Here is a 21461-nt window from a genome sequence, read left to right as displayed (position 1 = left end):
AAAACAGAAATTATTAATGTGCCAAAATTTGGCTCAGGAATTTCTGTGTTCTCTCCGATTGAGGATTATTAAAGAACTCTTCTGGTTCATTTTGCTCAATAATCTCACCGCCATCCATAAAGATAACTCTATCCGCAACTTTACGTGCAAATCCCATTTCGTGGGTTACGCAAAGCATTGTCATACCTGTATCAGCAAGCTCAATCATTGTATCAAGAACCTCAGCAATCATCTCAGGATCAAGAGCCGATGTTGGCTCATCAAACAACATGATGCGTGGGTTCATACAAAGAGAACGTGCAATAGCAACACGTTGCTGCTGACCACCAGAAAGCTGTCCTGGGAATTTACTTGCCTGATCTGGAATTTTAACACGTTCCAGATAGTGCATCGCAATTTCTTCGGCTTCTTTCTTCGGCATCTTACGGACCCAAATAGGTGCAAGAGTACAGTTTTCAAGAACACTTAGATGCGGAAAGAGGTTAAAGTGCTGGAAGCACATACCAACTTCACGACGGATCGCATCAATGTTTTTGAGATTTCCTGTCAGTTCAATATTATCAACGATAATATCGCCCTGCTGATGCTCTTCCAAGCGGTTGATGCATCGAATCAATGTGGATTTACCTGAACCGGAAGGACCACAGATAACGATCCGCTCCCCCCGTTGAACGTTCAGATTGATATCTTTCAACACATGAAACTGGCCATACCATTTGTGAACACCGTTCAGCTGGATAGCCACCTCATCTGTTTTTTTCGAGGTATTGGTACTTGCATTACTCATAATACCACGGGCTCCTTATCTTTTATGACCAGTGTGAAGTTTATTTTCAAGCCATAGGCTGTAACGCGACATTGCAAAACAGGATATGAAGAACAACAGCGCAATAAAGGCATACGTTTCCGGTGCCAAACCACGCCACTTAACATCTGCAACAGCCACCAGACCAATACCGATCAGATCAAACAAACCGATAATTGAAACAAGTGTTGTATCTTTGTACAGACCTATAAATGTGTTCACAATTCCTGGAATAACAATGCGAAGTGCCTGTGGAAGAATGATTAAACGCATGGATTGCCAATAGCTTAGCCCCATAGCATCTGCACCTTCATACTGACCTTTCGGAATAGCCTGAAGACCGCCACGAATGACCTCTGCCATATAAGCGGAAGAGAACAAAGCAACACCGATCAAAGCACGAAGCAACTTGTCAAAGTTCACGCCCTCAGGCAGAAACAATGGCAACATATTCGACGCCATGAAAAGAATGGTGATCAAAGGTACACCGCGAATAAACTCGATAAAGCAAACACACAGTGTCCTAACAATCGGCATATTGGATCGACGCCCAAGCGCCAACACAATACCAATCGGCAAAGAGGCAACAATACCAGTAACCCCCAAGACAAGGGTTAGTAACAACCCACCCCATTCATCAGTATCAACAGTTTCCAGTCCCCAACCACCACTCAGGAGGTAAAAAGCAATAAAAGGAAATATTGCTGAGAACAGAAGAAACTTCCCACGATGCGGTATGTTATCAAATAACACCGGAACAATGGCAACAACCATCAAGATAAAGGTAAGGTTTGGCCGCCAGTATTGATCAGTTGGATAAAGCCCATACATAAATTGATGGAAACGATCTCCAATTACAAGCCAGCACGCGCCACCTAAATCACAATCTGCTTTCGTTTCCCCCGTAAAGGTTGCCCCTGTTAAGGTCCAGAAAATAATAGCAGATAATACGTGGTAAAGGAAAAAGACAGCAACCAATGTCAGAATGGTATTACCAACACTTGAAAATAATCTTTTCTTAAACCATGCAATTAATCCGGCTTCGCCCAAAGGTGGAGGAAGATCAGGATGCTCACCTGGAGCATATTGTTGTTCAGTTACACTCATCTGCCCCTCCTACCTTTCTACCAAACTAACGCGGTTATTATACCAGTTCATAAATGCTGAAATTAGCAAGCTAATTGTCAGATATACGAGCATGGTAATAAAAATCACTTCGATCGCCTGCCCTGTCTGGTTCAATGTCACACCGCCAAAAGACTGCACAATATCCGGGTACCCAATGGCAACCGCAAGTGATGAGTTTTTGGTCAAGTTAAGATATTGACTGGTCATCGGAGGAATAATCACCCGAAGAGCCTGGGGCAGAATAATCAGGCGCATTGTCCAACTTGGACGTAAGCCCAATGCCTCAGATGCCTCTGTTTGTCCGTGAGAAACAGATTGAATTCCCGCACGAACGGTTTCAGAGATAAAGGCTGCTGTATAAAGACTTAGCGCGAACCAAAGAGCAGTGAATTCAGGCTTGATAACCACACCACCTTTGAAGTTAAAGCCTTTTAATTCAGCATATGCAAAATCAAGAGGAAACCCCGTCACAGCAAAAGCAAGAAGCGGCAAGCCGATAATCATCGCTGTATTTGTCATAAATACAGGATATATCTTACCAGTAGCAGCCTGAGTTTTCTTTGCCCAACGCGCAAAAAAGATACTTGCAAAAAGAGCAAAAATCAAAGCGATGGGCACAAGCATAAACCCATCACCAGGTAGCGGTTCCGGTAAAACAAGACCACGTTTGTTCAAGATTATAATATCATTAAACATTGTAATACTTTGCTTTACGGAAGGCAAAGCGAGGAAAATCGCATACCAGAGAAGAATTTGCAGCAACAGAGGAACGTTACGAGTAAATTCGACATAACAATAAACAATTCTACTCACCAACCAGTTTGGTGATAGACGCAAAACACCCAGGAAAACACCTAAAAATGTTGCTGCAATAATTCCCAAGAAGGAAACCAGAAGTGTATTGAACAACCCAACAAGGAATACCCGTCCATGTGAGTGTGTTGCTGTATATTCCATAAAGGGAGAAATGGCGATATCGTATCCAGCGGCAGCATCAAGAAAAGCAAAACCGGTTTGAATACCGCGTTTTTCAATATTATGCGCTGTGTTATAAACGATGAATACGAGGAATGCGCCTAGCAGGCCTATTACAAGAGCCTGAAAGAAAAGCGATCTAAACCGCTGATCCGAAAAGAGCGATGCTCCACCCGACCCACGGGCATTTTGTGCAGTTTCAGCCGACATACTGCCTCCTAAATGCTTATTTTTATTAAAATTAAAGCCTGTTTAGCTAAGGTAGGGCCACCAATTCTGGCAGCCCCACTCAAAGTAAATCAGGCTTTAATGTCTCGACTTAGCGCATTGGAGGAGCGTAAAGAAGACCACCATCTTTCCATTGAGCGTTGATACCGCGCTCGATGTTCAGAGTATCAGTAAGGTTTCTTTTGAAAGACTCACCATAGTTACCAACGTTTTTAACTACGTTGTATGCCCATTTAGCATCCAGACCAAGCTGTTCGCCCATGTTGCCTTCAGCACCAATAAGACGAAGAACAGATGGGTTTGTAGAAGAAGCCATCTCGTCAATGTTCTCAGAAGTCACACCAAGTTCTTCAGCAATGATCATCGCGTTAAGAGTCCAGCGGGCAATATCGCCCCACTGTTGGTCGCCGTGACGTACGAGAGGACCTAGTGGCTCTTTGGAAATGATTTCTGGAAGAACAATCTGCTCATCAGGAGCGGAAAGTGTGGAGCGAAGAGAATACAGACCGGAAGCATCTGTTGTGTAAACGTCACAACGACCTTCGTCATATACTTTCCCGCCTTCTTCGGCAGTTGCAACTGGAACTGTTTCGTATTGCATGCCCTGGGCACGGAAATAGTCAGCCAAGTTAAGCTCGGTTGTTGTACCAGTCTGAACACAAACAGAAGCACCGTCTAGCTCAGTCGCGCTGGAAACACCTAGTGATTTGTTTACGAGGAAACCTTGACCATCGTAGTAGTTAACGCCTACAAACTCAAAACCAAGATTAACATCACGGGAAAGTGTCCACGTGGTGTTACGCGCAAGCAAATCGATCTCACCAGACTGAAGAACGGTGAAACGTTCTTTAGAAGTCGTAGGAGTGATTTTCACTTTCATTGGGTCGCCCAATACGGCTGCTGCAACTGCGCGACATACATCAACGTCAAGACCTTCCCAAACGTTTTCTGCGTTAGGAGCAGCAAAACCAGGTAGAGGTGTTGCGACGCCACAATTAAGCTCGCCGCGAGCTTTGATGTCGTCAAGAGTACCAGCCTGAGCTGCTGTTGTCATTGCTGTGGCCGCTGCGGCCGCAAACAGGACTTTTCCGAATTTCATTTTTTGTGTCTTCCCTGCTGTTTAACACGTTTATTGTTTGTTTAAGACGCCGCAAACAGGACATCCCGATTAATTTTTCATCGGCATACAAATTGTTCACCAACGCAATAAACATATATAACCAGTAACCTATCTAAGCCTCTCAGAAAACAGCATTTTTTACTTTGTTAGGGGACAATTTTCCTTGCTATTGAAAAAAATCTTATAAATCAATAAATTAGACACACATTACTTTTTCAAACTTTCTTCGTTTTCTGTTAAAAATTTGTACATACAGATTTTTAATATGGTTAATTTGTCTTTTTTTTTGATTTTTTATCCTTAAAACGGCGTATAACCTCTTAAAAAAGAATCCTTTTGAATTGTTACACACCAAAACCTAACCTTTCCGGCCCTCACAGAATTACTTGCAATCGTCTGCTTCTATCGTGATGCTGCCATTCACAAAATAACGTCCAACAAAAATATCGTAATAGAGAATTCCTAATGTCGAACAATAAATATGCCGCAGAAACTAAAGTTACCCAACTTGGTCGGGATCCTATGGCAAACTTTGGGGTCGTTAACCCACCAGTGTATCATGCCTCTACCATTCTCTTTAAAGATACGGCAGAGATGGAACAAAGGGCTGCGACAAAGTTCGACAAAGGAACAATGAATTATGGTCGTCAGGGCACGCCGACAGTCTTTGCCTTGGAGAATGCGATTGCTGAACTAGAAGGTGGGTATGGTGCGTTTTCTGTCTCTTCCGGTCTTGCTGCCATTACGACAGCAATTTTGAGTGTTGTAGAATCCGGTGACCACATTCTGGTAACTGATTCAGTTTACGCCCCTACTCGTTTTTTCTGCAAAGACGTTCTTAAACGCATGGGCGTAGAAACAACTTATTACGACCCGCTCATTGGTAAAGATATTGAACAGTTAATTCGCCCGAACACACGCCTTGTTTTCACAGAATCACCCGGTTCGCACACATTTGAGATGCAGGATATCCCAGCGATCACCAAAGCTGCGCACAATAAAGGCGTCTTGGTGATCATGGATAATACGTGGGCGACCCCCCTGCTTTGCAAATCCTTTGAACTTGGTGTGGATATTTCTGTGCACGCTGGTACGAAGTATATCGTCGGGCACTCTGACGCCATGTTAGGGCTGATTATTACAACAGAAGAACTCTATCAAAAAGTCAAAGAAACCACTTTCCACTTAGGACAATGTTCTGGCCCCGATGATGTTTACCTCGCCCAACGCGGCTTAAGAACAATGGCGGTTCGCTTGAAACAGCACCATGAAAGCGGATTAACTGTGGCTAACTGGCTCTCAAAACGTCCGGAAGTATCCTCTGTTCTTCACCCAGCCTTGGAAAGCGATCCAGGTCACCAGATCTGGAAACGTGACATGTCAGGGGCAAGTGGCCTGTTCGGTTTTATCCTCAACCCAGCATCAAAGACAGCCGTCAACGCGATGGTTGACAGCTTGAACCTGTATGGGATTGGTTACAGTTGGGGTGGGTATGAAAGCCTTATTCTCCCGAGTGATCCAAGCTCCATCCGCACAGCAACAAAGTGGTCTGCTGCTGGTCCATTAATAAGGCTTCACATCGGCCTAGAAAACCCCGATGACCTTATTATGGACTTAGAGGCTGGCTTTAATAAATTATCATTCTAGGAATTCCATTAATGAGTAACACCAAATTGGATGCTCTTCTGTCCAGCCTCAAATTCAATGACCAAGGGCTTATACCGGCCATCGCACAGGATAGTGAAAAGAACGACGTCCTTATGATGGCTTGGATGAACAAAGAATCTATCAAAGAAACCTTTTCAAGCGGTCGTGTCTGTTACTGGTCAAGATCACGTCAGGCGCTATGGAAAAAAGGGGAAACATCTGGCCAGCACCAGGAGCTGGTTGATTTTCTTATCGACTGTGATCGAGATACAGTACTTGTAAAAGTCAAACAACATGGCGTCGCGTGCCATACAGGTCGCCGTAGTTGTTTTTATATTTCAGTTTCCGAAGATGGCGAATGCACAGAAACCTCGGATGTTGAAATAGATCCTAAGGATCTTTACAGGGGTAAGCTTTCATAAAAAAGCATCAATAATACGAATAAATAAAAGCTGCTTGGATCAATTCCGAGCAGCTTTTATTTATTCGTATTTCAGAAAATACAAGACCGCTAAAAAATCAAAAAAACCAGCGAACTAGCTGAAATATTAGCAGAGCATTAACCCATTCACTCTATCTTTGGCATTATATATTAATTAAAGATGTTAGGTGTGTGAAAATGAATTCGGGTTCTGTTATCAGCGAAGAAGAAGCAGATAAACTCGCTGAAGGCGAAATGTTGGATGAAGCAAGAGATGTGGCATCCAGTCTGGAAGTCAACCTTCAGCAAGTTCGAACAGGCGGACTGGATGGGAAAACTGCAGCTGAACGTTTAGCGCAAGATTCGTCTAACCTAAGATTTAAGGCAAAATCAGTTAATATACCGGGTTTAGCAGCCATAACCCATAGGCTGGATGAATATCTTTCCGGCCTAACAGATCTTGAACCCAAACACATTCAAGACCTTCAAACCTATAGTGACAAGATTTCCGCGTTGCTTGACGGCGAAGCTTTACCAGCAGAAAACATTGCTGAAGTTGTGCGCTCTATGCCGCACCAGATTACTTTTAATGTCGAAGACATCGAAATTACAAACACAGAAGTTTTGCTTGTGATCCCGCAAAAAACTGCTGGCAAGGTTGTGGCACGTGAACTCGCAGCATGCGGATATCGTGTTACGTCACTGACGGAACCTTTGGAAGCAATCACAATGATTCTGGAAACCAAGCCGGATCTCGTCATAACCTCTATGGTTATGCCTCGACTTGGCGGGGCTGATCTTGCTTGCGCCTTGAAGGCAATGCCATCAACCAAAAAATCCCACGTCGCTGTGTTGACAAGTTTGCCATCTGATCACCCAGACATGCAGGAATTACCAATGAATGTCGGTGTGATTCGTCGAGGAACAACCTTCGGTGATGACCTTGCTGACGTCCTACAAAAATTTAATATTACATAAAAAAATAAAATCAGACATTGCTCATTTAGAACCGCACGTTATGTATAAGGGGAAATTACCCCGCACAATGTGCGGTTTTTTTTATGGATAAACACTTTTTGAAGGAGAAACACCATGTCTGATCAAGTACGTGCATCACACATCCTGCTTATGTACGAAGGATCTATGCGTTCTACTGCCACCCGTTCACAGGAAGAAGCTCAAACTCTTATCCAAGACCTGAAAACCCAGATTGAAAGCGGCACTGCATTTGCTGATTTGGCAAAAGAACATTCTGACTGCCCATCAGGTAATGAAGGCGGCGATCTCGGCCACTTTGGCAAAGGAATGATGGTTCCGGAATTTGAAGAATCCGCGTTCTCAATGGAAGTCGGCGAAACCAGCGGTGTCGTTGAAACTTCTTTTGGTTACCACCTTATTCAACGCACTGAATAAGACAAAATTAACGAGATTCTGCACAAATTTATACTGACATAACTTGTATAGATGACAAAGGGGCGGACTTTGGATACGGATAAGACGGATCGTCGTCGCCATAAGAGATATCAAAAATCAATCCAGACATTGGTAAAAATCAATGAGCATTGGGAAAAAACTGAATGTTTTGATATATCTGGTGGTGGAGTATGTTTAGATTCTCCAGCCCGTCCCGAACTCGGCAAAACCCTCGAGCTTCATATTGAAGGGTTTGGACGCTTTGAAGGAAAAACCATCCGACATCTCGCAAATGGTTTCGTCATTCAATTCAGCTCCTCAGAACATATCCTGAACCAACTCGCGACAGATCTCAACAACACATAAAAAAGCGGGGAAAATAACATTCCCCGCTTTTTTGTTTCATCAACTATGATACGTAATTATTTAATCAAATAACGCATCAATATCATCTTGCGTGATGCCTTCGTTTTCAGCTGCCGGACCGTTCATAAGCTGCTCATCACCTTCTCGACCATCTTCAACACCGACCGGCAGATCCATAAACGCTTCGGCACCCCAAATGTTAATCATCGATACAATACGATCTTCGATAAAACGAAGCGTATTAATAATTTTCGTCATTCGTTGACCAGTAACATCTTGAAAGTTTGAAGCCTCAAGAATTGTAATCACATGATTAGCAATTTTGTCACAAGCCGTTTGCACATCCGAATCATCACTCATTAATGCAGAAAGCTCATTTACTGTTGCTTCGATCTGCTCATTCGCATCCAAAATGCTATTTGTGGCTGTTTCCGTGGCCATAACAATCGCATCAAGCTCATTAGTTGACTGAGCAAAGGGGTCATCCACATCATCTGGGTGCTTTATTTGAGCGATCTCTTTCTTCGTCTTACCGATCATCCGCACCATTTGAGCAATTTCGACACGAACATCTTCTGCATCGTTAAAACTTTTCTCAGCATCGGTTTGTTCAGCAGATGTATGTCGGATAGCTGCATTTGATTGTTTCAAAGCAACGATTTCGGACCTCAGCTCATTAATAGATTCAAACAACTGCATGTTTGAAACATTGGCATTCGGTGATAATCCCCTACGAAGTCGAACTCCTCGTTCAGCAGCGTATTCTTTTCTTGGATCGTTATTACTCATCTCTTACTCCCAAAAATCCCCCGTATTTGATGATGAAGATACCCGAACAAAATTAATGAAAATTGAATATGTTGTTATTTTAGCGTTTAAATTTCAGTTTTTTTTGACCAGTTGAACAAATTTTTGATCTTTGACAATAAGGATTAGTTGAACATATTGGCTTTTTGCCGCAACATACTTACCCGAGTCCGATAGAAATCGGACCTAAGGCAAAAAATATTTTTATAACTGATAAACAGGGATTGGGCTCTCAAATGAAGAAGCTATTCCAGACGGCTGCTGCGTCAATTATTGCATTAACTGCTGCAGCCTCTCATGCCGACGATATTAAACCAGCTGTTGTTTTTGATATGGGTGGTAAATTCGATAAATCTTTCAATGAAGGCGTTTATAACGGCGTTGAGAAATTCTCAAAAGAAACCGGCATTAAATATCGTGAGTTTGAAGTAACGAACCCTTCGCAACGCGAACAAGCAATTCGTAAAATGGCTCAACGTGGCGCAGACCCAATCGTAGGTGTTGGATTTGCTCAGGGACCAGCCATCGAAAAAGTTGCAAAAGAATATCCGGATATTCGTTTCACAATCATCGATTCTGTCGTTGACCTACCGAACGTACAGTCCGTTGTCTTTAAAGAGCATGAAGGGTCTTTCTTGGTTGGTGTTCTGGCTGCAATGGCATCTGAAAACCAAAAAGTTGGTTTTATTGGTGGTATGGATATTCCACTTATTCGTAAATTTGCCTGTGGCTATGCTCAAGGAGCTAAATACGCGGTTAATTCTGCCGAGGTTTATAGCAACATGACGGGCACAACACCGTCTGCCTGGAATGATCCAAGTAAAGGTAGCGAGTTGGCAAAAAGCCAGTTTGATAAAGGCGCCGATGTGATCTTTGCAGCTGCTGGCGGAACAGGTATTGGTGTTTACCAAGCAGCCAAAGATTCAGGTAAATACGCAATTGGTGTGGATTCAAACCAAAACCATATCCAGCCAGGAACAATGCTGACTTCCATGACAAAAGGCGTTGATGTTGCTGCCTATAATGCATTCAAAGATGCAATGGACGGCACCTGGAAGCCAGGTCTTCATGCGCTAGGTCTTGCTGAGAACGGCGTAGACTGGGCCCTTGATGACAATAACAAATCCCTTATTACCGACGCAATGAAAGCCAAGGTAAAAGAAGCACGTGATGGCATCGTATCCGGTTCCATTTCTGTTCATGATTTCACATCCGATAACAGTTGCCCTGCGCTGTAATTGGGTAACTGATTTGAAATCAGAATATATAATCAAGTACTAGGTTTTTCTATGAGCGTAGAACGCATCAAGGCCCAAGGGCCTGACGCGGTGGGGGGGCAATCAGCCCCCCCACCATCTATTGAACTGCCCGCTATTGAACTGAAGGCAATCAGTAAGAGCTTCGGCCTTGTAAAGGCAAACCAAAACGTAGATTTGAAAGTCCTTCCGGGAACTATACACGGCATCATTGGTGAAAATGGTGCTGGAAAATCAACGTTGATGAGCATACTTTACGGATTTTACGAAGCAGATAGCGGCGAAATCCTTATTAATGGTCAAACGAAAAAAATCCACTCTTCCAGAGATGCGATATCCTTTGGCATTGGTATGGTCCATCAGCATTTTATGCTCGTAGAAACCTTTACTGTACTTGAAAATGTAATGTTGGGCGCCGAAGGTGCCCCTCTTTTGAACAAAAGTAGTCAGACAGCAAGGGAAGAGCTTCTCAAGCTTTCGAAAGAATACAGCTTGGCAGTTGATCCCGATGCCATGACAGGTGATCTCCCCGTTGGTCTTCAGCAACGGGTTGAGATTTTAAAAGCACTCTATCGTGGGGCTGAAATTCTTATCCTTGACGAGCCAACTGGCGTCCTGACACCACAGGAAACAGATCAACTCTTCAAAATTCTTGATATCCTGCGCAGTCGTGGTGTGAGTATCATTTTGATCACCCACAAGCTTCAGGAAATTATGGCAATTACAGATCGTGTTTCTGTTATGCGTGCAGGAACCATGGTTTCTGAACGGGAAACATCAGCCACATCCAAAAATGAACTCGCCGAATTAATGGTTGGGCGGAAAGTTCTTTTGGAAGTGGATAAAACTGACGCTAATCCTGGTGAAATTCTACTGGACGCAAAAAACCTCTCCTATAGAGAAGATGGCATCACTAAGCTGGATGATGTTTCTCTCACCCTTCGCGCCGGGGAAATTGTCGGTATCGCAGGTGTATCCGGCAATGGCCAAACGGAATTACTTGCGGCCCTTAGCGGTATTTGCCCCCTTCAGACCGGATCAATTGATATTGGTTCCGTCCAAATCACACCACATGCCCTCAAAAACCCAAAAGAATTTAGAGAGTTAAGTGTAGGCCACGTTCCTGAAGACAGACATCGTATGGGAATGGTAACCGCTTTTAATGCCCAAGAAACGGCAATTATGGGTTTTCATGAAGATCCTGCCTATAACGGTAAGATCCTTATGGACAATAAAGCTGTCCAAGAACATTGTACTCGGTTGATGCAGGACTATGATGTCCGCCCCGAAGATCCCAAGTTAAAATCAGCAAATTTCTCTGGCGGCAATCAACAAAAACTCGTTCTTGCCCGCGAAATGGACAGACGCCCCGAAGTCCTTCTTGTTGGGCAGCCAACACGCGGTGTTGATATTGGGGCCATTGAATTTATTCATAAGAACCTGATCGCAATGCGCGATGCGGGATCTGCAATTCTTGTGGTCTCTGTAGAACTTGAAGAAATCATGTCACTCAGTGACCGCATACTCGTTATGTTCGAAGGCCGTATCGTTGGTGAAGTCGCAGGTAAAGATGCTGATGCCCGCCAACTCGGCCTTCTAATGGGGAATGCAGGCACACAATCCAAAAGCTCTGAGCAGCAAAACAACAATAACACGGCACACTCAGAGGAGATTTCGGCATGAGCAGTCCAAGTAAAGCGCTTCCCGCGTGGATTGACGTTGGTGTCATCCCCCTGATTAATATTTTACTCGCATTTTTTGTTTCAGGAATTGTTATTTTAATTATTGGTGAAGACCCAATAGAAGCAGTAAAAATTATAATCTACGGAGCTTTTGGGAATGACTATAATATAGGATATACACTCCATTATACCACGAACTTTATTTTTACTGGGCTAGCTGTTGCTGTCGCTTTTCACGCAAGCCTTTTTAACATCGGTGGCGAAGGACAAGCTTATATAGGTGGGTTAGGTGTCGGCTTACTTTGCCTGGCTTTGGACCAGTACGTTCCTTTCTGGATTATTCTACCGCTCGCGATTGCGACTTCCGGCCTTTTTGGTGCAGCCTGGGCTTATATTCCTGCTTACCTACAAGCCTATAGAGGCAGCCATATTGTTATTACAACGATCATGTTTAACTTCATCGCATTTAGTTTGATGAACTACATTTTGGTAAATGTTCTTATTGAGCCTGGTCAAATGTCTCCTGAAAGTCGTGATTTTCTGGCATCGGCTCAAATGCCAACAATGCAAGAAGCCGTTGGATGGTTTGGAATAGAGATACAAAAATCGCCGCTTAACCTTTCAATTCTTCTCGCTCTATTTAGCTGCCTTTTTGTTTGGTTGTTCATTTGGCATACACGCTGGGGGTATGCCATTCGGATGTTCGGATTTAATGAAAACGCCGCAAATTATAGTGGCATAAACACTCGACGTTTAGTCGTCGGCACCATGTGCCTTTCCGGTGTTTTAGCTGGCTTTGTCGGTATCAATGAAATTATGGGGAACCATAACAGGGTGATGCTTGATTTTGTCGCAGGCGCGGGTTTCACAGGTATTGCTGTTGCACTGATGGGACGTAATCATCCCGTCGGAATTATTATTGCCAGCCTTTTGTTTGGTACCCTATATCAGGGTGGCGCAGAACTATCCTTTGAAATACCGACCATACAAGGAGAGATGGTTAAGGCTATTCAGGGTCTGGTTATTCTTTTCTGCGGTGCATTGGCATACATGGCTCGACCAACAATTGAACGCCTTTTTACAGCTATTGTTGTAAACAACGGCGCAAGAAAGGAGCAGACAAATGGATGATTTTCTCCTGTTGCTTCTATCGACGCTCGACTCAACTCTACGCGTATCAGCGCCGCTAGTGCTTTGCGCTATGGCAGGCATTTTCTCTGAAAGATCCGGTATCATCGATATCAGTTTGGAAGGTAAGCTTCTTGGTAGCGCTTTTGCCGCAGCGGCGGTTGCAGCAGTTAGTGGATCCGCATTTGTCGGTTTGGGTGCTGCAATCATTACCTCTATCCTTATGGCGCTTTTACATGGTTTTGCTTGTATTACGCATCGTGGAAATCAGGTTGTCAGTGGTCTTGCTATCAATATTCTCGCTTCCGGGCTTACGGTTACCCTTGGCGGTGCATGGTTCCACAAAGGTGGTCAGACACCAACACTGAGCGGTGATGCACGCTTTTCACCAATAACGTTGCCCGGTGCAGATTTCCTGTCAGAAATCCCAATTTTAGGCTCCATATACGTTGAATTAATTAGCGGCCATAACTTACTGGTTTATATTGCATTTTTAGCAGTTCCTGTTACGTGGTGGGTGCTTTACAAAACCCGGTTTGGCTTACGCTTGCGTGCTGTCGGAGAAAACCCACAGGCTGTTGATACTGCTGGTATTTCTGTTACGTTCTTAAGATATCGCTCGGTTATTATCGCTGGTATTCTATGTGGCATTGCCGGGGCTTACCTCTCCACGGGGCAAAATGCGGCATTTGGTAAAGAGATGTCTGCGGGACAAGGCTATATCGCCCTTGCCGCGATGATTTTTGGTAAATGGAAACCCGTACCGGGTCTTCTTGCTTGTATGCTTTTTGGCTTCCTTGATGCAATGGCTGTCAGATTACAGGGTGTCGCAATTCTAGGGATCGGCGAGATACCCGTTCAGTTTATGCAGGCACTACCTTATGTTCTTACCGTGATCCTGCTTGCTGGATTTATCGGTAAAGCTATTGCGCCAAAAGCTATTGGTCGCCCGTATGTGAAGGAGCGCTAAGATGGAACGACCCGAAATAATAGCTCAACTTAAAGAGAACATGTCGCGGGCATACGCCCCCTACTCCAAGTTTCATGTTGGATCTGTTATAAGATCAACAGATGGGCAATATTATAATGGATGTAATGTCGAAAATGCAGCCTATCCGTTAGGTGTATGCGCCGAAGGTGGCGCGATTTCTGCCATGGTGCAAAATGGCAGTCGAGAAATTGCTGAAATCTATGTCATGGGTGATGGTGATGCACTCGTTACACCCTGTGGTGGATGTCGGCAAAAAATTCGTGAGTTTGCAAATGCAGAAACACAAATTCACGTTTGCGGTCCCGAGGGGCTGCGTAAAACCTTTACAATCGAAGACCTTCTTCCCTTTTCATTTGGACCTGATAATCTGAATAAATGACAAACCAAAATCAATCCTCGAATAATGCTTTAGACGTTATTCAAGGCCGCCTTAATGGCGTTATCCCAGAAGTAGCTATCATCCTCGGGTCTGGCTTAGGCCCCCTTGTTGAAGCCGTAGAAGACCCAACCACTATTTCATTTACTGATCTTCCCGGCTTTCCGCGCCCTTCCGTCGAAGGACACGCCGGGTCTTTGATTCTTGGGCAAATCAACGGAACAGAAGTCCTCATTTTACAAGGCAGAAGCCATTATTATGAAAATGGTGATGCCACTGGTATGCTGACAGCAATTGAGACAATCAAAGCCGTTGGCTGTAAGCAGTTGCTTCTGACCAATGCAGCTGGAAGTCTACGCGACGAAGCTGGCCCCGGAAGCCTGATGTTACTTACAGATCACATCAATTATTCCGGCATGTCACCCCTGATTGGTGCGCGTGGGAATGATCGCTTTGTTGATCTGACCGATGCTTACGATCCCGCCATACGGCAAGCCTTGAAAGCTGTTGCTGATGAAAACGAGATCAAGCTACACGAAGGTGTTTATATGTGGTTCTCAGGACCAAACTTCGAAACACCCGCAGAAATAAGAGCCGCAAAGATCCTCGGTGCGGATGCCGTTGGTATGTCCACTGTACCGGAAGTTATTCTGGCAAGGCGTGCAGGTATACCCACTACAGCAATGTCGATTATTACAAACTACGGTGCAGGTATGGGTGATACGGCTCTCACCCATGAACAAACCATGCGCAATGCCAAGATTGCCGCCAAAAGCTTAATTAAACTGGTAAGTAGTTATCTGAAGAGTTTGGGATAAGATCATGATAAAAAATGCAAAATTAGCTTTAAGCCTATTGGATCTCACAAGCCTTTCTGATGATGACACAAACGAAAGCATCCAAGCTCTCTGTTCAAAAGCAGTAACGCCCTTTACCTCTGTCGCAGCTGTCTGTGTTTATCCTCCTTTTCTGCCCGTCTGCCAAGATGAGCTTAAGGGACAGGATGTCAATTTTGCTGCCGTAGCCAATTTTCCATCGGGCGATGAAGGGTTGGAAGCAGCCATTTCACAGACAAAAAACATCATCGCACTTGGTGGTAACGAAGTTGATCTGGTGATCCCTTACAAAGAATGGATTGCTGGAAATAAAGATTCTGCACCAGAAATGATCCGCACATGCAAAGATATTTGCGGGAATCAGGTCGCGCTCAAGGTCATCCTTGAAAGTGGTGCATTCGATGATATGGACAGTCTTTACGACTTGAGTATTGCAGCTATTAACGCCGGAGCTGATTTTATCAAAACCTCAACAGGTAAAACAAACGTATCCGCGACAATCAAAGCCGCACAAACAATGCTCAAAGCAATTAAAGATAGCGGTAAAAATTGTGGCTTCAAAGCCTCTGGCGGTATTAAAACGCATGCCCAAGCCGTCGAATACATGGAACTTGCACAAAGTATCATGGGCGAAAACTGGGTCTGTGCAGATAATTTCAGATTTGGTGCAAGCGGCCTTTTGACTGATCTATTGAGCGTCTTAGACCAAGCCACTGATTCTGAGCAAAAAAGCACCTACTAATGTTTCTTCCCCAAGAAGTAATCCGAAAAAAACGTGAGGGGCACGAACTTAGCAGTGAAGAGATCGCTTACTTTGTCAAAGGAATCACGTCAGGCGATATGAGCGACAGCCAAATCGCCGCTTTGGCAATGGCTGTGTTCTTTCAGGGAATGAGTAATGCTGAAACCGTCAGCTTAACCCAATCCATGACTCAATCAGGTGATACAATCGACTGGTCTGAATTACGTAATTTGGGTCCGGTACTGGATAAACATTCAACTGGTGGGGTCGGTGACAAACTAAGCTTGATGCTCGCCCCTATCGTTGCTGCCTGTGGCGGTTATGTCCCTATGATCTCTGGTCGCGGTCTAGGTCACACAGGCGGTACGCTGGATAAGCTGGATGCAATACCCGGTTACCAAACGTCGATTGATATTAACCGTCTGAAATCCGTCACGAAAACTGCCGGCTGTGCCATTGTCGGACAAACAGGTGATTTAGCCCCCGCAGACAAGCGTTTTTATGCGATCAGGGATATTACGGCAACGGTCGAAGCAGTTCCCCTGATCACCGCATCCATCCTCTCCAAAAAGCTATCTGCTGGCTTGGATCGTTTGGTGATGGATATCAAGGTTGGCAGCGGCGCCTTTTCCGGCACCTTGTCTATGGCTGAAGAGTTAGCAGAAACTATTGTAAGCGTTGCCAACGGCGCAGGTTTACCGACCAGAGCTCTCATCACCGATATGGATCAAGTCCTCGGCTCATCAGCAGGAAATGCGCTGGAAGTAAAAGAGGCCTGGTCCTACTTATCAGGAGAAATGAAAGAAGAGCGTACCGATATTATAACCATGTCACTTTGCTCTGAACTCTTGATCTTGGGCGAGTTGGCAACGACATACGATGATGCCCATCATAAAATCATGACTGTTCTATCCAATGGCAAAGCTCTTGAACAGTTCCAGAAAATGATCTCAGGTCTGGGTGGCCCTGTAGATTTTTGTGAAAAGCCGGATAGCTATCTGAAATCAGCAACCTACTGTGAGGATATCTATCTGGATACATCGGGGTATCTTGCCTCTATGGATACGCGGGAAATCGGTATGGCCGTTGTTGCCCTTGGTGGCGGACGTTCCAAGCCGGGACAGGAAATTGATCATGCCGTCGGTTTTGATCACATAGCTCGGCTAGGAACTTACGTTGATTCTTCCTGTCCTGTTGCGCGCATACACGCCAACTCTAAAGATCAATTAGCACGGGCAAAAGCTCAATATCTAAACGGTCTTTCTGTGGCAGATAAAATGCCTAATCAACAACATCCAATCTTAAAGTCATTAGTGAGCTAATATGGCTAGAGCCTTTATATTATTAATGGATTCATTTGGTATTGGCGGAGCACCGGATGCTGGTAGTTTTGGAGATACCGGCTCGAATACCCTAGGGCACATCGCGGAACAATGTGGCCTGGGGAATGCAGATAAAGAAGGCGTCAGACAAGGCCCCCTTTATTTGCCGAACATGGAAAGCCTTGGTTTAGGGCATGCTGCTTTTCAAAGTACAGGTAATTACCCCCAAGGCTTTAATTCTCAAACCAAGGCTATCGGGTTACATGGTGCTGCCAGCGAAATAAGTAAGGGTAAAGATACACCGAGCGGGCATTGGGAAATAGCAGGCGTCCCTGTGACATTTGACTGGGGATACTTTCCGAACAAAACGCCTTGTTTTGAAAGCCCGCTTCTGGAAGACATTATCAAAGTCGGAGAGCTCCCCGGGGCTTTAGGTCTCTGTCATGCATCTGGTACTGACATTATTGCAAGGTACGGCCTAGAGCATATGAAAAGCGGAAAGCCGATTATCTACACCTCGGCTGATAGCGTTATCCAGATTGCAGCACATGAGCAAACCTTTGGCCTGAATAGGCTTATCGATCTTTGCGAAAAAATACGCGTTCTTGTCGATCCCTATAACATTGGTCGTGTTATTGCCCGACCTTTTCTTGGCGACGCGCCCGACACCTTTGTACGCACAGGAAATAGGCGTGATTTCAGCGTCTTACCGCCCGATCCAACCTTATTAGATAAAGTTAAAGAAGCTGGGAGGGACATGATTGCAATTGGTAAAATCGCCGATATCTATGCTCATCAAGGACCTACACAAGTGATAAAAGCCTCGGGGCACGACGATCTTTTCCAACGCACGTTAGAACAGGTAGAAAAAGCGCCTGAGGGGTCCTTAACCTTCACAAATTTTGTTGATTTTGACAGCCTCTACGGCCACAGGAGAGACGTTATTGGCTATGCCGCAGCGCTGGAACAATTCGACAGAAAACTTCCCGACCTCATATCAATACTGAAAGACGACGACCTGGTCGTTATCACTGCGGATCACGGGTGTGACCCAACTTGGCCTGGAACGGACCATACCCGAGAGAACGTTCCTGTTTTGGCTTTCGGCCCACAAATAAAAACACAAAACATAGGTACCCGGGAATGCTTTGCAGATATCGGACAGAGCATAGCCTCCTTCTTGAGTATCGGTACTTTAGAAACAGGAAAGTCATTTCTATAACTTCTGGTTAATCACTTCTGGCTTTTCTTTCTGAGGAGCCAAAAGTCAAAGAAACAGATACAAAAACAAGCGAGAGATATGATGGTTCTAAAAGCTGAGTTACACGTACATCTGGAAGGAACGACTTCTCCGGATCTTGTCAAACGTTTGGCACAGCGTAATTCAATGGACCTACCTGATGGCCTTTTTGATGCCGAAGGAAATTACCGCTGGACGACATTTTTAGAGTTTTTAAAAGCTTATGATCTTGCAAGTGCCGTGATCAAAACACCTTTGGATTACAGAGATGTAACCTACGAATATCTCAAACAATGCGCATCAGAAGGTGCCATCTATGTCGAAGTCATGTCTTCCCCTGATCACGCGGCTATGGCTGGTATGGGGTACCAAGATCATCTGGATGGTATTATTGCTGGCATAACCGACGCCGAAAGAGATTTCGGTATCGTTGGACGTATTATTGTTACCTGTGTGCGCCACCTTGGGCCAGAACAGGCCGTTGAGGTCGCGAAGCAGACGGTTGCGGCCCTACATCCCCTTGTTGTCGGTTTCGGTATGGGGGGCGATGAAAATGCCCATCACCCATCTGATTTCTCCAAAGCTTTTCATATCGCCCATGATGCGGGGCTATCGTGCAATGTGCACGCGGGTGAAATGGCGGGGCCAGAAAGCATTATTGCAGCACTTGATCATTTACCCGTTCAACGTATTGGCCATTGTGTTAGATCAATCGAAGACCCCAATCTTGTCTCTCGCCTTATTGACGAGAATATAACACTCGAAGTATGCCCCGGCAGCAATATCGCCTTGGGCGTTTACCCTGAGTTTGGCGCTCATCCCTTCCTGAAATTACGGGATGCAGGTTGCAAAGTAACCCTGAGTTCTGATGATCCACCCTTTTTCCACACATCAATCGGAAATGAATATGCCATTGCATCCCGAGAATCTAACCTCAGCGATCAGGAACTGGCCGACATCACAAAATGTTCCATAGAAAATGCCTTCGCCGACCAAGTGACCATAGACAAATTGCTGGCACGCCTATAGGTATGTCGCACACTCTCAACTTCTGTATCTGACGCATTTATGGCCAAGCTTTATTTTTACTATTCATCAATGAACGCAGGGAAATCCACCGTTCTCTTGCAATCCAGCTATAACTATCAAGAACGTGGCATGGGAACGCTTTTGTTCACCGCCGCTTTGGATGACCGTTATGGCAAGGGGAAGATTTCGTCACGGATCGGCTTACAGGCCGAAGCATTAATCTATGGCAAAGAAGACGATCTGCTGCAGATGACTAGGGATGAAATAAAGCAACGGGAAATCAATTGCGTTTTTGTTGACGAATCTCAGTTCCTATCAAAAGCGCAGGTTTACCAAATCAGCGAAATCGTGGACGAGTTAAATATTCCGGTACTAGCCTATGGTCTGAGGACAGATTTCCAAGGCAACCTGTTCGAAGGCAGCCAACAGCTTCTGGCTTGGGCAGATGTGCTTAATGAACTCAAGACGATTTGCCACTGTGGAAGCAAAGCAACGATGGTCATGCGTGTGGATGAGAACGGCACACCGATTCAGGAAGGTTCGCAAGTTGAAATTGGAGGCAACGACCGTTATGTCCCCGTATGCCGCAAGCACTTCAAATTAGAAGTTCTTGAACGGAATAAACCATACGAATGAGCTTCTTTCACTTGATATAGCCATCGCGAGTATTCTGGTATCGGCATGGGATTAAGCGGACCGACCTCGTATTTTAGAGCCCTTAGTTCGGATAGAACATCCCAAACCACAGAAGCATTAGGCACAGGGATTGGCCTCTCGCTCACTAAAAAGCTCATCGAATTCCATCAAGGAACACTTAAGATCGAAAGTGATTTGGGCAAAGGTACCAAAGTAACGATTACCCTGCCCAACGAGAGAATCATTCACTCTTAAATCTCTGATACCTTCTCCCGATCTGAGTTAGTTTGTACCTTTATTATTTGATACTGTTCAATTCATAAGATTTAGAAAAGCGATCGACCAAAGTACCATCTTTTAACGGAACTGCTTTTGCCGTTTTGTAGGTCGCAAACCCCACCTTTTCATAGTACTGAAGACCGCTGGTGTTATCGGCCCGAATAGTTGCGTTAATCGTAGAAAAACCTTTACGGATCAAATATGCGCAGCTTATGGGAAACAAAGCTTTACCGACGCCGTAAACACGAGGATGTACTCTGGCAAAGGTTCCAATATCAGCCCAGTCTTTGGGAAGTTCCGGGTGTCGCCCCAGAACCTGAAATCCGGTAATTGATTCATCACGGCCTTCGCTAACATGACAACAGATACAATGATCTCCCGTTAGAAAGTAATACTTGAACAAATCAACATCCAAGCTTTCTTCCATTGCTGTCGTGCCACCGATTTCTATAATTTCATTCAGAATAACACAGAGCTCTTCAGCATCTTCTTCACTTGCCAGCCTAACTTTAATGCTCACCCCACTCCCCCACTAAAATGATTATTCACATACAAGCGCTATGCTATAAGGAACCTCGCCTGATTTACATTTAAATTTTCACAAAGCTTCTTACGGAAAATATGATTAAAAATACTCACGAAACAGCCCAGAATTTCCTAAAACTTTATCAGGCACATCAAAGCTGGAGCGAAGCAACCTTCGGCACAGAAAAAGGCCCCACTGGCCCTCTCCGTCACCTGATTGATGAGGCACAGGAAGCAATCGAATGCCCTGATGATATCACCGAGTATGTGGATTGCCTGTTTCTAATTACCGACGCGGCAAGGCGAGCAGGCTTTAGCCTTGATGAGCTGGTCTCCGCAGGATTTGATAAGCTGGAAGTACTAAAAAGCAGAAGTTACAAACGTACACCAGAAGGTGAGCCTTCTTATCATGAGAAGTAATTTTCTGCATTCCATTACTCAGAAATAATTTAATCAGTATCCAACCAATTTTAAAAACGAGAAGAATAATTTATGAAACCCTTTGGTGA

At 44.7% G+C, this 21461-nt stretch carries 24 protein-coding genes; 18 read left to right on the top strand and 6 right to left on the bottom strand.

Going from position 1 to position 21461, the window contains the following annotated elements; genetic code table 11:
* Positions 1–13: 13 nt before the first annotated feature.
* From ACN0QW_RS05135 to ACN0QW_RS05120, 4 genes are all read right to left on the bottom strand, one after another.
* The gene (locus ACN0QW_RS05135) at positions 14–787 is read right to left on the bottom strand and encodes an amino acid ABC transporter ATP-binding protein (protein ID WP_417429348.1); all 774 of its coding nucleotides are present in this window, start codon (positions 785–787) and stop codon (positions 14–16) included.
* 15 nt (positions 788–802) lie between these two features.
* Positions 803–1912: an amino acid ABC transporter permease gene (locus ACN0QW_RS05130; RefSeq protein WP_047763454.1), complete on the bottom strand. Its 1110-nt coding sequence runs from the start codon at positions 1910–1912 to the stop codon at positions 803–805.
* A gap of 9 nt (positions 1913–1921) precedes the next feature.
* Entirely contained in the window at positions 1922–3118 is a 1197-nt protein-coding gene (locus tag ACN0QW_RS05125) for an amino acid ABC transporter permease (protein ID WP_417429345.1), read from the bottom strand.
* 109 nt (positions 3119–3227) lie between these two features.
* Positions 3228–4235 (bottom strand): amino acid ABC transporter substrate-binding protein, encoded by a 1008-nt coding sequence (locus tag ACN0QW_RS05120; RefSeq protein ID WP_417429343.1) that lies wholly within the window; start codon positions 4233–4235, stop codon positions 3228–3230.
* 486 nt (positions 4236–4721) lie between these two features.
* Here ACN0QW_RS05120 and metC point away from each other — a divergent pair, with 486 nt between their 5' ends.
* The 5 genes from metC (at position 4722) to ACN0QW_RS05095 (ending at position 8103) form a co-directional block, all read left to right on the top strand.
* A complete protein-coding gene (gene metC, locus ACN0QW_RS05115) occupies positions 4722–5903 on the top strand; it encodes a cystathionine beta-lyase (protein ID WP_417429341.1) in 1182 nt (393 codons plus the stop codon).
* 11 nt (positions 5904–5914) lie between these two features.
* Positions 5915–6325, top strand: a complete 411-nt coding sequence (hisI, locus tag ACN0QW_RS05110) for a phosphoribosyl-AMP cyclohydrolase (RefSeq protein WP_417429339.1) — start codon at positions 5915–5917, stop codon at positions 6323–6325.
* A 197-nt stretch (positions 6326–6522) separates the two neighbouring features.
* Positions 6523–7302: a response regulator gene (locus ACN0QW_RS05105; RefSeq protein ID WP_299372048.1), complete on the top strand. Its 780-nt coding sequence runs from the start codon at positions 6523–6525 to the stop codon at positions 7300–7302.
* A 114-nt stretch (positions 7303–7416) separates the two neighbouring features.
* The gene (locus ACN0QW_RS05100) at positions 7417–7737 is read left to right on the top strand and encodes a peptidylprolyl isomerase (protein ID WP_417429337.1); all 321 of its coding nucleotides are present in this window, start codon (positions 7417–7419) and stop codon (positions 7735–7737) included.
* 69 nt (positions 7738–7806) lie between these two features.
* Entirely contained in the window at positions 7807–8103 is a 297-nt protein-coding gene (locus tag ACN0QW_RS05095; protein WP_417429335.1) for a PilZ domain-containing protein, read from the top strand.
* 60 nt (positions 8104–8163) lie between these two features.
* Here the strand turns inward: ACN0QW_RS05095 and ACN0QW_RS05090 are convergent, their stop codons facing one another.
* Positions 8164–8892 carry a protein phosphatase CheZ gene (locus ACN0QW_RS05090; protein ID WP_417429333.1) on the bottom strand — a complete coding sequence of 243 codons (729 nt, stop codon included), beginning with the start codon at positions 8890–8892 and terminating at the stop codon, positions 8164–8166.
* 254 nt (positions 8893–9146) lie between these two features.
* Here ACN0QW_RS05090 and ACN0QW_RS05085 point away from each other — a divergent pair, with 254 nt between their 5' ends.
* The 12 genes from ACN0QW_RS05085 to ACN0QW_RS05030 all read left to right on the top strand — a co-directional run bounded on the left by ACN0QW_RS05085 (position 9147) and on the right by ACN0QW_RS05030 (position 20403).
* Entirely contained in the window at positions 9147–10148 is a 1002-nt protein-coding gene (locus ACN0QW_RS05085; RefSeq protein ID WP_417429331.1) for a BMP family lipoprotein, read from the top strand.
* Between the two features lie 51 nt (positions 10149–10199).
* Positions 10200–11849, top strand: a complete 1650-nt coding sequence (locus tag ACN0QW_RS05080) for an ABC transporter ATP-binding protein (RefSeq protein ID WP_417429329.1) — start codon at positions 10200–10202, stop codon at positions 11847–11849.
* Entirely contained in the window at positions 11846–12979 is a 1134-nt protein-coding gene (locus ACN0QW_RS05075; RefSeq protein ID WP_299372331.1) for an ABC transporter permease, read from the top strand. Before ACN0QW_RS05080 ends, ACN0QW_RS05075 begins: the two co-directional genes overlap by 4 nt.
* Positions 12972–13946, top strand: coding sequence for an ABC transporter permease (locus tag ACN0QW_RS05070; RefSeq protein WP_417429326.1), 975 nt, complete (start codon positions 12972–12974; stop codon positions 13944–13946). Before ACN0QW_RS05075 ends, ACN0QW_RS05070 begins: the two co-directional genes overlap by 8 nt.
* 1 nt (position 13947) lies before the next feature.
* On the top strand, positions 13948–14346 hold the full coding sequence (cdd, locus tag ACN0QW_RS05065) for a cytidine deaminase (RefSeq protein ID WP_299372325.1): 399 nt from the start codon (positions 13948–13950) through the stop codon (positions 14344–14346).
* The gene (locus ACN0QW_RS05060) at positions 14343–15161 is read left to right on the top strand and encodes a purine-nucleoside phosphorylase (RefSeq protein ID WP_417429322.1); all 819 of its coding nucleotides are present in this window, start codon (positions 14343–14345) and stop codon (positions 15159–15161) included. Before cdd ends, ACN0QW_RS05060 begins: the two co-directional genes overlap by 4 nt.
* A 4-nt stretch (positions 15162–15165) precedes the next feature.
* The gene (gene deoC / locus ACN0QW_RS05055; RefSeq protein ID WP_417429320.1) at positions 15166–15921 is read left to right on the top strand and encodes a deoxyribose-phosphate aldolase; all 756 of its coding nucleotides are present in this window, start codon (positions 15166–15168) and stop codon (positions 15919–15921) included.
* Positions 15921–17243: a thymidine phosphorylase gene (gene deoA, locus ACN0QW_RS05050; RefSeq protein ID WP_417429318.1), complete on the top strand. Its 1323-nt coding sequence runs from the start codon at positions 15921–15923 to the stop codon at positions 17241–17243. Before deoC ends, deoA begins: the two co-directional genes overlap by 1 nt.
* A gap of 1 nt (position 17244) precedes the next feature.
* Entirely contained in the window at positions 17245–18465 is a 1221-nt protein-coding gene (locus tag ACN0QW_RS05045) for a phosphopentomutase (RefSeq protein ID WP_417429316.1), read from the top strand.
* 78 nt (positions 18466–18543) lie between these two features.
* Positions 18544–19512 carry an adenosine deaminase gene (locus ACN0QW_RS05040; RefSeq protein ID WP_417429314.1) on the top strand — a complete coding sequence of 323 codons (969 nt, stop codon included), beginning with the start codon at positions 18544–18546 and terminating at the stop codon, positions 19510–19512.
* Between the two features lie 39 nt (positions 19513–19551).
* A complete protein-coding gene (locus tag ACN0QW_RS05035; RefSeq protein WP_417429312.1) occupies positions 19552–20148 on the top strand; it encodes a thymidine kinase in 597 nt (198 codons plus the stop codon).
* A 45-nt stretch (positions 20149–20193) separates the two neighbouring features.
* The gene (locus ACN0QW_RS05030; protein ID WP_417429310.1) at positions 20194–20403 is read left to right on the top strand and encodes an ATP-binding protein; all 210 of its coding nucleotides are present in this window, start codon (positions 20194–20196) and stop codon (positions 20401–20403) included.
* Positions 20404–20446: 43 nt separating this feature from the next.
* On the opposite strand, the gene ACN0QW_RS05025 is transcribed toward ACN0QW_RS05030, so the two are convergent.
* Positions 20447–20947, bottom strand: a complete 501-nt coding sequence (locus ACN0QW_RS05025) for a GNAT family N-acetyltransferase (protein ID WP_417429308.1) — start codon at positions 20945–20947, stop codon at positions 20447–20449.
* A gap of 101 nt (positions 20948–21048) precedes the next feature.
* Here ACN0QW_RS05025 and ACN0QW_RS05020 point away from each other — a divergent pair, with 101 nt between their 5' ends.
* The gene (locus ACN0QW_RS05020) at positions 21049–21372 is read left to right on the top strand and encodes a dATP/dGTP pyrophosphohydrolase domain-containing protein (RefSeq protein ID WP_417429305.1); all 324 of its coding nucleotides are present in this window, start codon (positions 21049–21051) and stop codon (positions 21370–21372) included.
* The last annotated feature ends 89 nt before the right edge of the window (positions 21373–21461 follow it).

This window comes from Kiloniella sp. (genome assembly GCF_048259265.1).
In the GTDB taxonomy this organism is placed as follows: domain Bacteria; phylum Pseudomonadota; class Alphaproteobacteria; order Kiloniellales; family Kiloniellaceae; genus Kiloniella.
Note: the sequence above shows the minus strand (reverse complement) of the source record. Positions and strands in the feature narration are given on the sequence as shown.

What these genes read in the sequence shown, in the direction of transcription:
- deoC (WP_417429320.1), top strand. Translation starts at nt 15,166, where the DNA reads ATGATAAAAAATGCAAAATTAGCTTTAAGCCTATTGGATCTCACAAGC.
- ACN0QW_RS05135 (WP_417429348.1), bottom strand. Translation starts at nt 787, where the DNA reads ATGAGTAATGCAAGTACCAATACCTCGAAAAAAACAGATGAGGTGGCT.
- ACN0QW_RS05080 (WP_417429329.1), top strand. Translation starts at nt 10,200, where the DNA reads ATGAGCGTAGAACGCATCAAGGCCCAAGGGCCTGACGCGGTGGGGGGG.
- ACN0QW_RS05020 (WP_417429305.1), top strand. Translation starts at nt 21,049, where the DNA reads ATGATTAAAAATACTCACGAAACAGCCCAGAATTTCCTAAAACTTTAT.
- ACN0QW_RS05120 (WP_417429343.1), bottom strand. Translation starts at nt 4,235, where the DNA reads ATGAAATTCGGAAAAGTCCTGTTTGCGGCCGCAGCGGCCACAGCAATG.
- ACN0QW_RS05035 (WP_417429312.1), top strand. Translation starts at nt 19,552, where the DNA reads ATGGCCAAGCTTTATTTTTACTATTCATCAATGAACGCAGGGAAATCC.
- ACN0QW_RS05090 (WP_417429333.1), bottom strand. Translation starts at nt 8,892, where the DNA reads ATGAGTAATAACGATCCAAGAAAAGAATACGCTGCTGAACGAGGAGTT.
- hisI (WP_417429339.1), top strand. Translation starts at nt 5,915, where the DNA reads ATGAGTAACACCAAATTGGATGCTCTTCTGTCCAGCCTCAAATTCAAT.
- ACN0QW_RS05075 (WP_299372331.1), top strand. Translation starts at nt 11,846, where the DNA reads ATGAGCAGTCCAAGTAAAGCGCTTCCCGCGTGGATTGACGTTGGTGTC.
- ACN0QW_RS05070 (WP_417429326.1), top strand. Translation starts at nt 12,972, where the DNA reads ATGGATGATTTTCTCCTGTTGCTTCTATCGACGCTCGACTCAACTCTA.
- ACN0QW_RS05060 (WP_417429322.1), top strand. Translation starts at nt 14,343, where the DNA reads ATGACAAACCAAAATCAATCCTCGAATAATGCTTTAGACGTTATTCAA.
- ACN0QW_RS05030 (WP_417429310.1), top strand. Translation starts at nt 20,194, where the DNA reads ATGGGATTAAGCGGACCGACCTCGTATTTTAGAGCCCTTAGTTCGGAT.
- ACN0QW_RS05045 (WP_417429316.1), top strand. Translation starts at nt 17,245, where the DNA reads ATGGCTAGAGCCTTTATATTATTAATGGATTCATTTGGTATTGGCGGA.
- ACN0QW_RS05105 (WP_299372048.1), top strand. Translation starts at nt 6,523, where the DNA reads ATGAATTCGGGTTCTGTTATCAGCGAAGAAGAAGCAGATAAACTCGCT.
- metC (WP_417429341.1), top strand. Translation starts at nt 4,722, where the DNA reads ATGTCGAACAATAAATATGCCGCAGAAACTAAAGTTACCCAACTTGGT.
- ACN0QW_RS05100 (WP_417429337.1), top strand. Translation starts at nt 7,417, where the DNA reads ATGTCTGATCAAGTACGTGCATCACACATCCTGCTTATGTACGAAGGA.
- ACN0QW_RS05130 (WP_047763454.1), bottom strand. Translation starts at nt 1,912, where the DNA reads ATGAGTGTAACTGAACAACAATATGCTCCAGGTGAGCATCCTGATCTT.
- ACN0QW_RS05085 (WP_417429331.1), top strand. Translation starts at nt 9,147, where the DNA reads ATGAAGAAGCTATTCCAGACGGCTGCTGCGTCAATTATTGCATTAACT.
- ACN0QW_RS05125 (WP_417429345.1), bottom strand. Translation starts at nt 3,118, where the DNA reads ATGTCGGCTGAAACTGCACAAAATGCCCGTGGGTCGGGTGGAGCATCG.
- cdd (WP_299372325.1), top strand. Translation starts at nt 13,948, where the DNA reads ATGGAACGACCCGAAATAATAGCTCAACTTAAAGAGAACATGTCGCGG.
- deoA (WP_417429318.1), top strand. Translation starts at nt 15,921, where the DNA reads ATGTTTCTTCCCCAAGAAGTAATCCGAAAAAAACGTGAGGGGCACGAA.
- ACN0QW_RS05040 (WP_417429314.1), top strand. Translation starts at nt 18,544, where the DNA reads ATGATGGTTCTAAAAGCTGAGTTACACGTACATCTGGAAGGAACGACT.